This is a genomic window from Roseburia sp. 1XD42-69, assembly GCF_003612565.1.
Taxonomy (GTDB): domain Bacteria; phylum Bacillota; class Clostridia; order Lachnospirales; family Lachnospiraceae; genus Roseburia_B.
Genome location: NZ_RAZG01000023.1, coordinates 1 through 13,790, shown reverse-complemented (window position 1 = coordinate 13,790; position 13,790 = coordinate 1). Strand labels below are relative to the sequence as shown.

The 13,790-nt window shown below is 38.5% G+C and carries 13 protein-coding genes; all 13 read left to right on the top strand.

The features are described from left to right. Positions 1-7: 7 nt before the first annotated feature. The gene (locus D7Y06_RS12525) at positions 8-1,546 is read left to right on the top strand and encodes a hypothetical protein (protein WP_120408130.1); all 1,539 of its coding nucleotides are present in this window, start codon (positions 8-10) and stop codon (positions 1,544-1,546) included. 18 nt (positions 1,547-1,564) lie between these two features. Next, positions 1,565-1,768 carry a hypothetical protein gene (locus tag D7Y06_RS12520; protein ID WP_120408129.1) on the top strand — a complete coding sequence of 68 codons (204 nt, stop codon included), beginning with the start codon at positions 1,565-1,567 and terminating at the stop codon, positions 1,766-1,768. 13 nt (positions 1,769-1,781) lie between these two features. Beyond that, positions 1,782-2,345: a hypothetical protein gene (locus D7Y06_RS12515; RefSeq protein ID WP_120408128.1), complete on the top strand. Its 564-nt coding sequence runs from the start codon at positions 1,782-1,784 to the stop codon at positions 2,343-2,345. Next, positions 2,342-2,890, top strand: coding sequence for a hypothetical protein (locus tag D7Y06_RS12510; RefSeq protein WP_120408127.1), 549 nt, complete (start codon positions 2,342-2,344; stop codon positions 2,888-2,890). Before D7Y06_RS12515 ends, D7Y06_RS12510 begins: the two co-directional genes overlap by 4 nt. Next, positions 2,877-4,274, top strand: coding sequence for a contractile injection system protein, VgrG/Pvc8 family (locus tag D7Y06_RS12505; protein ID WP_120408126.1), 1,398 nt, complete (start codon positions 2,877-2,879; stop codon positions 4,272-4,274). Before D7Y06_RS12510 ends, D7Y06_RS12505 begins: the two co-directional genes overlap by 14 nt. Before the next feature lie 15 nt (positions 4,275-4,289). Next, entirely contained in the window at positions 4,290-9,158 is a 4,869-nt protein-coding gene (locus tag D7Y06_RS12500) for a DUF6531 domain-containing protein (RefSeq protein WP_120408125.1), read from the top strand. A gap of 120 nt (positions 9,159-9,278) precedes the next feature. Further along, entirely contained in the window at positions 9,279-9,575 is a 297-nt protein-coding gene (locus tag D7Y06_RS12495) for a hypothetical protein (protein WP_120408124.1), read from the top strand. Continuing rightward, positions 9,572-9,862, top strand: a complete 291-nt coding sequence (locus D7Y06_RS28580) for an IS110 family transposase (protein ID WP_120408123.1) — start codon at positions 9,572-9,574, stop codon at positions 9,860-9,862. Before D7Y06_RS12495 ends, D7Y06_RS28580 begins: the two co-directional genes overlap by 4 nt. Further along, complete coding sequence (locus D7Y06_RS12485) at positions 9,796-10,443, top strand: transposase (RefSeq protein WP_120408122.1); 648 nt, start codon at positions 9,796-9,798, stop codon at positions 10,441-10,443. Before D7Y06_RS28580 ends, D7Y06_RS12485 begins: the two co-directional genes overlap by 67 nt. 807 nt (positions 10,444-11,250) lie before the next feature. Continuing rightward, complete coding sequence (locus tag D7Y06_RS12480; RefSeq protein ID WP_120408121.1) at positions 11,251-11,703, top strand: hypothetical protein; 453 nt, start codon at positions 11,251-11,253, stop codon at positions 11,701-11,703. Between the two features lie 39 nt (positions 11,704-11,742). Further along, entirely contained in the window at positions 11,743-12,582 is an 840-nt protein-coding gene (locus tag D7Y06_RS12475) for an RDD family protein (RefSeq protein WP_120408120.1), read from the top strand. 5 nt (positions 12,583-12,587) lie between these two features. Further along, positions 12,588-13,172 carry a hypothetical protein gene (locus tag D7Y06_RS12470; RefSeq protein WP_120408119.1) on the top strand — a complete coding sequence of 195 codons (585 nt, stop codon included), beginning with the start codon at positions 12,588-12,590 and terminating at the stop codon, positions 13,170-13,172. 20 nt (positions 13,173-13,192) lie between these two features. Continuing rightward, positions 13,193-13,621 carry a hypothetical protein gene (locus D7Y06_RS12465; RefSeq protein WP_120408168.1) on the top strand — a complete coding sequence of 143 codons (429 nt, stop codon included), beginning with the start codon at positions 13,193-13,195 and terminating at the stop codon, positions 13,619-13,621. Positions 13,622-13,790: the final 169 nt, after the last annotated feature.

Genomic DNA, 13,790 nt, shown 5'->3' with positions numbered 1-13,790 from the left:
AAAACTTATGCCAGCATACACACAGGGAAATCTGAAAGTGGAAACCGCATTTCCACTGAATGACATCGTAAGATTTCAATTGAACATTAAGCCTGGAGAACACGGGCATATGGAGGCAGAGGGAGATTTGCCCGAGGAGATAGGGGAGAAGGTTATACTGCAGAATTTAAACGGCAGTCCGGTAAAGGTCAGTATTGAGAATAAAATTTTGTTTCAGGGAGTGATAGAAAGTGTACAGGTATCACACGAGGGCGACAGATACCATGGGTCAGTGCACGGGATTTCTGCCACTGCTTTTTTTGATATGGCAAAGAAAAGCAGGACATTTCAGGATATCCATGCAGAGTATGAAGAAGTTATGGAACAAGTGATAAGAGATACGCCTCGATCCATGTTGGATTTTAATGGAGAGGGCGTAGAAATTGGCGTTCCCCTGTATCAGTTGGAAGAAACAGATTGGGATTTTTTAAGGCGTCTGGCCAGCCATATGCATACGGATATTATTCCGGATGTAATAAGAGATACGCCCCGTGTGTATATTGGGCTGCCGGAAGAGAAATTTCAGGATGGAACAAAGGGGGGGATTGTCTGGGAAAAAGTCTGGCGGGATAAAACCAGTGGAAATTTGTGCCGCAGAATCAGAGGATATGAGAACTGGGATATTGGAGACAGGATTGCTCTTAACGAATATATATATTCTATTGCGGAAAAAAGCTGTAGTTTAGAGGAAGGGCTTTTGATTTTCCATTATTCTGTGATTTCCCAAAAAGAGATTGTGCGCCGGCGCTATGAAAATAAATCCCATGGGGGAAGATTGTTGTCAGCCCGGGTTTTGGACACAAGGGGGGAAGAGGTGAAAGTTAAATTTGACATAGATGCACATCAGTCCAAAGAAAAAGCTTTCTGGTATCCATTCCGCCCTGAGACAGGAAATGTGATGTACTGTATGCCGGAAGTTGGAGAACAGGTATACATTCGGTTGGAGGATGATTCGGGAAAAAGGGCCCAGGCCGTTTACGGTGTTCACGGAAACGGCAGGGGGAATCCGGAAATGAAACCAGAAGACCGGTATTTTACCACAGCCCAGGCAAAGCGCATGTATTTTACGAAAAAGGGCATGGGTTTTCGGGATCTGAAACAAAAAAGCCCTTTGGAACTTACCCTAAGTGACGATACCGGGGTAAATGGAATCAGCAATAAAAATGTTGTGATTTCAGCCAGAGACATGATAGGGATACAGGGAAAGAATCTTGTGATAAAGGCACCAAAAGAGATTTCCATAGTGAGAAGGGACAATTTGGAGCCAACGGTCATCAATATGTGCAATGGGTTTGATTCCATCGGGGCCACCAATGAGGTAAAAACTTCCGGGGAAGAGGGGACAAATTTTCCTGTTTTTCATGAGGAAAAGCAGAAGGAGGAGACATATGGCTTAAAAGGAATCGAGAAAAATATTATAGCTTCCACTCCTGCACAGCAGTTATCAGGAGATTTCAGTCAAAAAATAAGGGGAATTCATGTGGATTTTGTACCGGGAGAAAAGTAATTAAGGAAGGTGAGAGATTTGAAAAATACCATAAAAACTGGAGGCGTGGGAAAAAGCCCTGCCATTGAAAAAATCAACCAGCTCAATAAATTAAGCAGCCGTATTCAGGCTGCAGGGGAGCTGGAAAGAAAAGCCTTTCAGAAGGAAGATGGAAGGGCCAAGGAAGTGTGGGAAAAAAGAAAAGGTATCGTGAAAGAATTTCATATTTCTTTTAAAAAGTAGGAAAGGACAGGCAATGGAGAAGAAATTTTACAGGGGAAAGGAGACAAAAAAGTTATATTCCCGAGATACGGAAGGATGTGTGCAGGATTCTGTAAGTACGGTTTTGTGGACATGGGAAGATGGAAAATTTTCCATGGAACTGCCGGAGGGAGTTGAGGAAATGGAGGAGCAGAGGAAAGAAGAAATTTATCCCTACGAGGAGAGGCCGGAAATTATTTTGGAGGATATCCGGGAGGATATACAATTTACCCTGCAGTATTTTGATAAAACTTTAAAAGAAACGGAAGTGAGGGAGGGAATTTCAAAGATTTTGGAGCTGACAGAAGAGTCTTTTCCAGAATATAAAACGTCCCCGGAATATCTCTGGGAAGAGGCAGGAGTTCCCATTGGGTGGTTTCTCTTAACGATGGAAGATTTGGAGAAAGAACATGTAAAGGCAGTTTTTTCTTTGGAGGAGCGTATGATGCTGTTTACCTTAACGTATCCTGTGGAGAATAATTTTAAATGGCGTCCCCTCTTTAAGTACATATTTTCTACCATAAAAAAAGCAGGGAAAAGAATGGAGGGATTAAGATGAGAGATATTTGTAATGAGGATTTTGACAGTTTTTTTCTCAGGGTAAACAGGCTTTTGGAGATGGAGGAGGAAGTTTTCCAGGGGGAAGATACGGATTTTGAGATGGGATTTTCCATACAGATTCCCCGGGATTTTTCCAGGATGGAGAAAGAGGAAGCGGAAAACGTTTTTTGGTCTAAAAATCGTCCGCCGGTTTTATTTGCCAGGGCTGGAAGAAATGAAGGGATTACATTTCAGATACTATCCGGGGCAGGGGACAGGGAACCGGAAGACTGGGGGAGAAGAGCAAAGGAGCTGCTTAACCAGGGGGACCGCCGCACGGTTTTCTATGGTGATGGAAATGAAGGAAAAACATACTGGATGGAGTATAAAAGTTTTGCGGCAAGAGAGAGAATCTACAATATTCTTTTTCTGTTTCAAGTGGGAAAGGATATGATTATGGGTACATTTTACTGTCTGTTTCAGGATTACCAGATTTGGCGTTCCAGGATATTACAAATGCTGCATACTATAAGAACGGAGGAAAATACAGATGAGGGAATATAATGTAAAAGCTGCACCCATTTCATTTCTTACAATCTTAGATATAAAGAAAGAAGAGGAATTAAACTGTCACGGAAAAATGACAATGACGGGTTATATCAGTGATGATGAAGAGGAAGAATGCCTAAAGATTTTAAGGGGAGATGTGTGGGAAAAAATTGAGGCAGTGGGAGAAAAAGGTGATACGGAAATTTTGTTCTGGGGTCTGGTAACAGATTTTTCCATAGAAAGAATCAATGACCAGAAAAAAATGACTTTGGAAATTACCACGGGAAGCTGTCTTTTGGACAGAGAGGTACATATGCGGTCTTTTCAAAATCAAAACATGACGTATAAGGAGATATTCCGGCAGATTTGTGGGGAATACGAGGTTGATATTATTTTTGAGAGTTCCCTGGAAGATAAAACAGGACAATTGGTATTACAGTATGCGGAGACAGACTGGGAATTTTTTAAAAGGCTTTCCAGCAGGAAAAATAGATATCTTGTGCCGGAATCAAAAATGCGTGGAACACGCCTGTTCTACGGTTTGCCCAGGGGGAAGAAGATTGATTTTTCAAAAAATTGGGATTATAAAATGCAGAAAGACCTCGCTGGTTTTTATCGGAAAAAGAGCAATGGAATTTTGGATATCAGCGAGTCAGATTGTCTGGCTTTTATTTTCCAGGTAAGAGAAAACTATAGGATTGGCGATTATATGGAGTTTCAGGGAATACAATTTTATATTTATAAAATTATCTCAAAATATATCAAAGGAGAAATGATCCATGAGTATTATTTGATGCAGGAAAAGGGGCTGGCTGTACCTGTCGATATGCTGAAAAATGCCGCTGGGTGTTCTTTGGACGCCATGGTAAAAGAAGTGAAAGAGGATAAGGTGCAGGTAGAGATTCTCTCAGATGAAAATAAGCAGCAGGAAATTAATATTTTTTATCCCTATGCCACTGTCTACTCCACCCCGGACGGAACGGGATGGTACTGTATGCCGGAACCGGGAGATATGGTAAGGCTTACCATTCCGGGAAAACAGGAAGGGGAGGCTTTTGTCAACAGTTCCGTCCATGCGGAGACAGAGAGCCCGGACAGGAAAGACCCGGATTTTAAGGTGCTTAAGACTAAGTACCAAAAGGAAGTCCGGTTTACCCCAAACAGCATTGTGATAACCAATAATCAGGGAACAAGGATTGAGCTGACGGATAAGGAGGGGATACATTTGGTAAGCGCCCACTCTGTTGTATTGGAAGCAGCGGAGGATGTGACAATTTCCAGTGATAAGGGTTCCCTTATTGCAGCGGGGACATCCTCTGTTTTGTTGAAGCAGAAAGGGACGAGTATTACATTGGATAAAGGGATTTCCTTCACAGGCGGGGAGCTTAGGGTGCAGTAGGAGAAAGGATAAGTTATGGGAAAAGACTATTTGGTGGAAGGTGCGAAGTTAAAATGTATCAGTGGGAGTGGCACTGTGGAACTTAAAATTCCAAAAGGACGCGCTTATATAAGTGATGAAAAAAGAAAAGCTATTAAAACGGATTGCGTACCAGGTGAAAATATTCCTTCGTTTGGAAAGTGTGTTATGAATAGGAAAGATCATATTTGTCGCGGATGTGTTAGTCTGACCAAAGAATGGATAACTTTGCCGGGGAATACTTTTTTTGGTGAAGAGAAAGTGAATAATGTGAATGCTATTACGATGCAAAGTTTTTTGATATGTGCGAAAGGAGGGATTGTTTATCCGATTTCATCAGGACAGAAACCCGGAATAGGAGAAAGAAAATCTGCGGGAAATTTGCCGTTTTTGAAAATAATAGGAAGATGGCTTGGTACGAATACCTTAATACAGATACTTGCAGGGGAGCCAATTAATGTAAATATTGGAAATTTTATATGCGAGAAAGAAGATTTAGGTATAAAAGGGATAATGGAGATGAAGTTCCGTATGTTCTATAATTCTATGGATCAGACAAAAGGAGGAAGTCTTGGGGAAGGATGGCGTCATAATTATGAGATGCATATCAGGCAGGAAAATAGAAATTTTGCACAGGTATGTCTAGGGGATGGAAGAGAAATTCCTTATCGCCTTGCGACAGGAAATACTTATATACCGGTATTTGGCGATACCGGCAAATTAATAAAAGAAAAAGAAATATTTATTTATCGCACGTATGAAGGAATGAAATATATATTTGACGAGACAGGAAGGCTGTCAGTGAAAGAAGATAAAAACGGCAATCGAGAACGTTTCTCTTACAATGAAAATGGACAGCTTATTTTAGTAAAAAGCAGTAACGGTGGAAGCTATACATACATATATAATGCAGAAGGGCATATAATAAGCGTTTGTGACCATGCAGGCAGAAAAATATATTTTCTGTACAGATATGGTAAGTTATATCAGTTTGTTAATAGTTGTGGTTTTGCTTATACATATTCTTATAATGAGAATGGAAAGCTGGAAAGCATTAAAACACCTATGGGGACTCAATCAGTAAAAAATACATATGATAGTGCAAATCGTGTAATAAAGCAGGAATTGCCGGATGGGGGAATTATAGAACTTATATATAATAATGGTTGTACATATATGCGAGAGCAAAATAGAAATATGATGATATACGAAAGTGATGAATGCTTACGTAATGTAAGAACTGTTTATGAGGATGGGGAAGAAATTTTTAATTATAACGATAGGAATCAGAGGACTCTTTTTGTTGACAAGAACGGAAATCAAACTAGATATTTTTATGATGGTAAAGGAAATATGACTGAGATTCGAGATGCGTTAGGACGACAAAGGATATTTACTTACGATGCGGAAGGCCATTTATTGACGGAGAGTATAGAAGGAAGAATACAGAGAGTGAATACCTATGATAAAAAAGGCTGCTTGGTAAAGACAGAAGATGCACTAGGGCGAAGTAGGGAGATATTGTACAATGAAAAAGGTCAGCCGATACAAATAACTCAGTCTGATAAAAGCTGTATTTATATAAGGTATGATGAAAAAGGAAACGTAATAAGTACAAAAGATTCTTATGGGATGAAAGTAAGATATGATTATGATGATTTAAACAGGGTTAAGAAAGTTATTAATGAAGAAGGAAATCCAATACAGTATGAATATGATGAAAAAGATCAGTTGATAAAAATTATTCATCCAGATGGAAGTATTAAAAGATATATATATAATGAAAGAGGAAAACCTATACAAATTCAGGATTTTGATGGGGGTATCATAAATATAGAGTATAATATAATGGGTATGCCGGAAAAAATTCAAGATAAAGAAGGAAGAGAAACAAAAAGGAAGTATGATACGATGGGGAATTTGCAGAAAATGATTTTTCCTACAGGAATGGTATACTCCTATCAATACGATAAAAATAACCGGATGATAAAAATGGAGATAACTAAGGATGAGGATACGGAAAAACCAGAATCAGTTTATAAGTATTCATATGATTCTGTAGGGAATTTGTTGCATGTTAGTGCAGGGAATGGAAGAGAGACATTGTCAGAAATATTTTATGAGTATGACGAATTAAATCGTGTGAAAGCAGTAACAAATACTATAGGAGGTAAAACCTGTTATGAGTATGATCGAGTAACAGGAAAGCTTTGTTGCATAACTGATCCAATAGGAAACAGACAAACTTTCTGTTATAATGATGCAGGAGAGTTAACAGAACAGACGGATATCAGAGGGAATATCACTAGGTATGAATATAATACTTTAGGAAAACTTTGTACGGTAACAGATGGTGGTGGAAGGGTAACAAAGCATTTTTATTTACCTGGAGGAAGATTGGAAAAAAGTATATATCCAACTGGCAAGGAGATAACGTATGCATATGATCGCCTGGGTAGAATAAGTAGAAAAACATATGGGAGATACAGTATATCATATGCATATGATGAGATGGGGAGGTTGATTCTAGTTACAAACAGTGAGGGGCAGAAAAAATTCTATTCTTACGATGCTCTTGGTCATATAACTTCTATGACGGATGCTTTAGATAATACGATTCGTTATTCGTATACTTCTAGTGGAATGCTGAAAGAAGTTGTAGATGCTTTGGGAAATAAGACAGAATATATTTATGATGAAATGGATATGTTGGTTCATGTGTGTCAACATGGAAAAATTGGGGAGGTAAATAGGGGCGAAGATTATGTAAGGAATGTTTTTGGGCAGATAGAGTGTGTGAGGGATGCATTAGGAGCAGAAGAAACTTATGAGTATGATGCACTTGGGCGAGTAATAAAAAAAGTAGACAGGGAAGGATTTCAAACAACATATGCTTACTGGCCTGATGGAAGGATAAGGAATGTTATATATGGAAATGGAAATTGGGCAGAATTTGATTATACTCCGCTAGGACATTTATCAAGAATTAAAGACTGGATGGGGGAAACAAATTTTGAGAGAAACCGTCAGGGACAGCCAGAAAGAATTACGGATAAGAATGGGAAGACAATTTCTTATAGATGGGGAAAGTTAGGTGAACGTTTGGAAATGATTTACCCGGATGGAACTATTCTGCATTATTACTATGATAATATGATGCGTCTTACTAGACTAGAAAAGTGCGAAAAAGAAAGGAGTGTACTATGTATTACATATGGGTATGACAAAGAAAACAGGCTTATCTGGAAACGTAATTCAGGAGGATATTGTACTAAATGGTCATATAATGATTTAGGTCAGATTAGCGAACTTGTTCATGAGGATAGTAGGGAAATTATCGACAGATACATGTATAAATATGATTATTCTGGAAATAAAACATCTATTTTTAAAGAACGAAGAGGTTTGCCTGAAGAAAGTGGAAGCTATTCCTATTTTTATGATAATCTTGGGAGTTTGACTAAGGTGGAGAAGGATGGAATTTTACTTCGTACTTATCAGTATGATTCTTTTGGCAATCGTACTGAAATGAAGGATTACGAACAGGATATACAAAATATATATTCCTATGATTTATTGAACCGGTTAAGAGAAGAAGAGATTATTTTGAGGAATGGTAGTATAAAAAAGAGCTATAATTATGACAGGCGCGGGAACATGATTGGAGAATATCAAGAGGATGAATTGTGTTATGGTTATCATTTCGGAGCGTTGAATTGTCTGGAAAAAGCATGGGATAATACGGGCAGAGAAGTATTTTATTTTTATAATGCTCTTGGACAGAGGATGGGACGGAAATCAGGTAATGTAGAGGAGAATTATTTGTTAGATTTTACCAAAAGATGTCGAAACCTATTAGAAATTTCAACAGATGAAAGAAAGCAGAAATTTTATTGGGATAATAATGTAGTTGTCATGGAAGAGGAAAACAGACCACTTCATTACTATCTGCAAGATGAATTAGGCAGTCCGTTACGTGTTTTGCATAAAACAGGTAATGGTGAATCTTATGGTTATGATGAGTTTGGAAGGGAGTTGTATAGATCTGATAAAATGAATCTTTTTGGCAAACGTTATACTAGACAGGGAAAAATTCAGCCATTTGGCTATACCGGATATCATTATGATGACTTAAGTGGAACATATTATGCAAATGCAAGGGAATATAGGCCGGATTTAGGGCGTTTTACGGCAGAAGACGTAGAAAGGGGAAATATATGGTATCCATATTCACTTAATAGAAATATTTATTGTTGGAATAAGCCTTTAAATTTAGTAGACATAAATGGGGAGAAACCTCAAAATTGTATTGAGACTTATCTTATGCCACAGGAGGACAAACCTAAAAATCCCTTTAACTTTTTTATGCCGCAAGAAGACAGTGAGTTGTCATTAAGTGAATTCTCCGAGTGGGCCAATAGCATATCGCCTGTTGAAGAACCCGTGAATAGACCTACTGTTCCAGAGCCAACAGATAGTCACAGGAATATAATTACGGTGACGCCAGAAATAGGTTTACAAGCTGGATTAATGATAGGTGACGGAGAACAGAAAATAGGAGTAGATGGAAAGATTTATGTAAATGGTAATATTGGAGATGGTGTTCTTACTGTTGGAGGAGGAATGGGAGGTTCGGCTGCATTGGGAAAATTTGAAGTGAGTAAAGGAGTTGAATATCAATACGATATATTAAATGATCAAGTAATAGAAGGATTTTATACAGATTCAAGTGTATGGGGGATATCTGAAGTAAATGGGGATTTGATTTTTAGTTTTGGTGTGAACAATTATAATCAAGGTCTTGGAGTGGGAATACAATTTGACATTAATTTAACGCAAGCCTTCAAGAAAATATTAGATTGTTAGGAACATTCCTGTAATTCAGAAATAACGCTAATTGAATAAAAGAAAACCTCGAAGTACAATAAAGGTGTTCATCTTGGCTGGATGAATAAAACATCTTTATAAATACTGGAGGTTTCTTTAATGAATTTAACACAGAATGACGGACTAAAGCAAGTAACAAGTGACACTTTAATTGTAGGAGTTGATGTTGGATCGAAGACTCACTTCTGTAGAGCATTTGACTGTAGAGGATTTGAACTTTCAAGAAGAGTGTTTAAGTTTAGCAACACGGGAATGGGATTCCTTACTTTCCTTCGTTGGACAGAGGAACTCATGAATAGGACTGAAATGAAAAAGGTGATTGTCGGCTGTGGGCCTACCAGATGCTACCGGCTTACTTTTCAGAAGTTTTACAGGATCATGGAGTTTAGCTTGTGATAGTCAATCCATTTACAGTCAACAGAAGTAAGGAACTGGATGATAACAGTCCTGAAAAGAGTGATCTTAAGGATTCTAAGACGATTGCGTTACTTGTGAAGGATGGAAGGTATTCAACATCTTATCTTCCAAGTGGTGTGTATGTTGAGATTAGTGAGGCTTCTGTTTGCAGAGACCAGATCATGAAACAGCATGTACGTCTGTCGAATCAGATACAGGGATGGCTTCAGAAGTTTTCCTGGAGTATTTTGAGTGTTATGCCGATTGGGATTCCACTAGTGGACTAATGCTTCTGAAAGAGGCGCCGCTTCCACGGGACAACCTAAAAATCGGAGCAGGAGGAATCAATCAGATATGGTGTGATGCAAAGGTGCGTGCGGCAGGAATCAAGAGGGCACAAACCCTGGTAGAAGCTGCACAGAACAGTGTAGGACTGGAAGCCGGTGAGGCTGCAAGACTTGAAATTTGGGTACTTGTAAATGACTGCATTTTGAAAGCAGAACAGCTAAAAAGACTGGATGAATACCTGGAAGAAAAAGTAAGAGAAGTAGCAAATGTGGAGAAAATGCTCGCCATTAAAGGAGTAGGGATGAGTACTGTGATCGGATTTATAGCAGAGGTTGGTGATATCGGACATTTCACTGACCCTAAGCAGATACAGAAGCTTGCAGGACTGGAGATTGCCAAAAAGAGTTCCGGTAAGAAGAGAGGACAGCCAAGAATCAGTAAAAGGGAAAGAAAAAACTACGAAGGACAATATATGAATCAGCCTGTGCACTTATGCAATGGAATCCAGCATTTCAGGATGTGTTCCTTTATTACAGGAACAGGAAGAAGAATCCACTTGGTGGAATGCAGGCCAAGATAGCAGTTGCATGTAAAGCAATCAGAGTTTTCTACGTAGTATTACAAACAGGTTGTGACTTTGATGGGGGGAAGTTCCGAAGGGACATCATCAATAAAGGCTTTTTTGTGCAAAAAAATAAGAAAGTATAGAGAGGATGTGAATTATGAGGGATAAAAGAAGTTGTTTCGAACAGAAGTTTTCCATTCAAGATGATGTTGTTTAGTTATTGTGGGTTACAAATATACAAAGTCCAGCCAATAAATGTCAATAGGAAAATAAAAGGTAGCGTTCTTAAATTTGTGTCTATAGCTTTTAGCCTTATTCCAGAGCCCACGAAGCCTTGTAAATACTGAAAATTCTAACAATAGCCTATGACCAGAAATCATAGGAAAACAGATTCTCAAAGACACAAACCTAATTACACCCTCCATCAAGATAAAAGATAATTTTGTTTGACATGAGCGAAAGCTCCTTTCTGACAGGAATCTATTTCCAATTTGGCAGGTACACAACCTAACGTGTTATTCGGGTATAGCCTTTCGGCTCCCAACCAGCTAAAACATAAAATCCTGTCGAATGGATTAATTGACTTTCTTGTAGGTATTGGCCGAAAATAGCCTCCCAAGGGGGAATACATTCTTTGTCCTATCCTAAGGGATAATACCTTATGTTTTATCTCGTGTCTATCAGGAACCGTCAGAAATGATCAATATTTATGGATAACATCTGATGAAGGAAGAAAACCTTCTTCTGTTATCTGATTTATAGAAACTCATTAGCCAAGTAATCTTGATTGACTACACTATTATTATACTAGGAGGTAGATATATGAAATTATTAGAAATAATTGTCGCTTTTTTTAATAATAATATAGAAGTAACAATTGCAGTTTTGATAATGTTACTAACTGTGATATTACTTTCTGAGTGGGTAGAAAGAAATCATTATAAATTGAAAATAAAAGAGGAGGTAAAAGAGATAACAGAGGCAACCATAATAAATTTTAGGGTTTCTGATATTGGTCCAATACGTTATGTTATGGATATAAAATATGAATATCAAGGAGAAATACATAAGGGATCTCTTAGCACATATGGAAAATTTGCATCAAAATACCGGGATAAAGATAATATAAAGATTGTTGTCATTCCTAATTCTAATATGGTTTTTTTTTATGAAGAATCATGGAAAGAAATCAATCAATACCTAATGGTTACAATATGTGAAATAGTTTTTATATTAGTGGCGGCGGTGACCGTGGCAAGTTGTAACTGTTTGTAAAATGAATCCAAAAAATCATATAATAATCGGAGGTAGAAAATGAAGCGTTTTTGGGCGGCAGTAATTGATTTTATCATTTGTTACATATTAAGTAAAATACTTATCGGGTGGATATGGGAAATATTAGAGGGGATACACGGGGCAGATTTACAGAGTCTGTCTAGGATGACGGTTAGGGGAATAAAATTTGTAATTTCTTTTTCTGCGTATTTTTTCTATTCTTTCCTGTTTGACCGTCTGTCCCGGGGAAACACACCTGGCAGGGACATGGTGGGATGCAGATTTGCATCTGCAGGGGAGTTGGAGGATAATTGGATTTTAAAACATTCCTTTTTCAAAACAATTGCAGCAAAACTTTGGTTTCTGACAGTATTTTACTATTTTATTACCTCTAAAATGCCCTATGACGGGCCGCTTGGGATTGGGGGAGAAAGGGGGGTGATACATTTTGCGGAAAAGGAAAACAGAAAGGGGCAGTACGCAGGAAAAAGGATTGTGGCAATGCTTATAGATGTGGGGATTCTGATGTTTATTCTGATGTTTGCAGCTTTGGCGATTGCCGGTTATACATTGATAGTTACCGGGGGAAAACAGACTAATATACGCATCAGCTTGACAGGAATGTATGGGATGTTTTGTTATTTTGGATATTTCTTTGTTGTGGAACTTATTTTCTGGGGAAGCAGCGTTGGGAAAAAAATCATGGGTATCCGTCTTTTTGCAGTGGGAGAGAAGACGGAAATTGGGATGATATTGGTGCACTCAATTTTAAAAGCGGTGTCTCTCTTTTTGTGGCCGATATCGCTGATTTATTGTCTGGTCACCGGCAGAATGTTTTATGATGAGTGGCTGAATTTAGAAATGGTGGAGGGGAGGTAGCATGTATGGGAAATATTTTTGCACGGAGAGAAGAACTGTTAAAAGAGGCAGAAGAGGTTTACAGGGAAATCTTTAGGGAGAGCATTCTTTGTCTGGAAGAGAGCTATCATACAGAAGGGTATAAAAAATCTGTGACAGAGGCATTTGCAAAGGCAGCAAGGATGTGGAAAGAAAACTATGAAAACGAGGCGGCAAGCCTTGGCATCTGCAGTTTATATACCAGTATTTTAAGGCGGACATATGCGTATCGGATTGTTCTTTTGGGAGAGGAATTCTGGCTGGCAAGGGACGCAGTGGAACTTATGTGGGTGCCGGAAGGTTTACCGGAATTTTTTGAAAGAGACATATCTTCCCTTTTGAAAATACTTAAGGGTACATTTCCCAGGCTCTGCAGAGACGAGGAGACGGCAGTGCGTTTTATGTGTGGGGAATACTGCCATGGGGCAGTTTATAAACTTTGTACAGATTTTCTGGAGGATATTTTAAAGGAGGAAGAATTTTTACAGCTAAGCAAAACAGAGGATTTCTTTGTCTTTTTTGGGGATTACAGAGGAGAAGGAGAAATACTTTACCGTGTAAATGAGAGATGAATTGTAACAGGAGCGAAGAGATGGAATATTTTACCCTGACTTCCCAAAATGGGAATCCCGTGCCCCAGATTGAAAACTGGTACGGAAAAATTGATGTGAGAAAGCTAAACAGAAACGAGTATCAGGAATTGCCCCGTTTTGTTCTTTTGGATATGAAAACAGGGATGGATGTCTGTTATCCGGATATTATGACAGAGCCATTCTTTTTAGTTTCAAAGGAAGCATTGGCAGTAATCAGGATGTATGAGACGGATATGCCGTTTTTGTTTTTTGCACTTTTTGATGCCCAAAAAGAGGAAAGTGCAGCCTACTACTGCCCAATATTGGAAACAGACAATAAAAAGGCTGCTATCTACCGGAAAATGCCGGAGAATGAGATAAAAATCCGGCTGGATTTGGCGGAGAGCCTGCTTTTAAGGGGGGCAGGAGGTATGGAGCTTACAAATTAAGAAGAAGCCGCAATATGTGGAACTAGACCGAAAAGGGAATGCAAAAGCATTCTCCAAACTGCTACATTTAAAAACGTATAAAAAAGCATAATTCCAAAGAGGCTGTAAAAAATCTTGTGTCTATGAACTTTAGACTTTCCTGATAAGAATTAGATATGTAAGAGTATTT

Excerpts from the sequence above, each read along its gene's own strand:
- D7Y06_RS12475 (WP_120408120.1), top strand. The coding sequence starts at position 11,743 with ATGAAGCGTTTTTGGGCGGCAGTAATTGATTTTATCATTTGTTACATA.
- D7Y06_RS12495 (WP_120408124.1), top strand. The coding sequence starts at position 9,279 with ATGAATTTAACACAGAATGACGGACTAAAGCAAGTAACAAGTGACACT.
- D7Y06_RS12505 (WP_120408126.1), top strand. The coding sequence starts at position 2,877 with ATGAGGGAATATAATGTAAAAGCTGCACCCATTTCATTTCTTACAATC.
- D7Y06_RS12515 (WP_120408128.1), top strand. The coding sequence starts at position 1,782 with ATGGAGAAGAAATTTTACAGGGGAAAGGAGACAAAAAAGTTATATTCC.
- D7Y06_RS12470 (WP_120408119.1), top strand. The coding sequence starts at position 12,588 with ATGGGAAATATTTTTGCACGGAGAGAAGAACTGTTAAAAGAGGCAGAA.
- D7Y06_RS12465 (WP_120408168.1), top strand. The coding sequence starts at position 13,193 with ATGGAATATTTTACCCTGACTTCCCAAAATGGGAATCCCGTGCCCCAG.
- D7Y06_RS12510 (WP_120408127.1), top strand. The coding sequence starts at position 2,342 with ATGAGAGATATTTGTAATGAGGATTTTGACAGTTTTTTTCTCAGGGTA.
- D7Y06_RS12480 (WP_120408121.1), top strand. The coding sequence starts at position 11,251 with ATGAAATTATTAGAAATAATTGTCGCTTTTTTTAATAATAATATAGAA.
- D7Y06_RS12525 (WP_120408130.1), top strand. The coding sequence starts at position 8 with ATGCCAGCATACACACAGGGAAATCTGAAAGTGGAAACCGCATTTCCA.
- D7Y06_RS12500 (WP_120408125.1), top strand. The coding sequence starts at position 4,290 with ATGGGAAAAGACTATTTGGTGGAAGGTGCGAAGTTAAAATGTATCAGT.
- D7Y06_RS12485 (WP_120408122.1), top strand. The coding sequence starts at position 9,796 with ATGGCTTCAGAAGTTTTCCTGGAGTATTTTGAGTGTTATGCCGATTGG.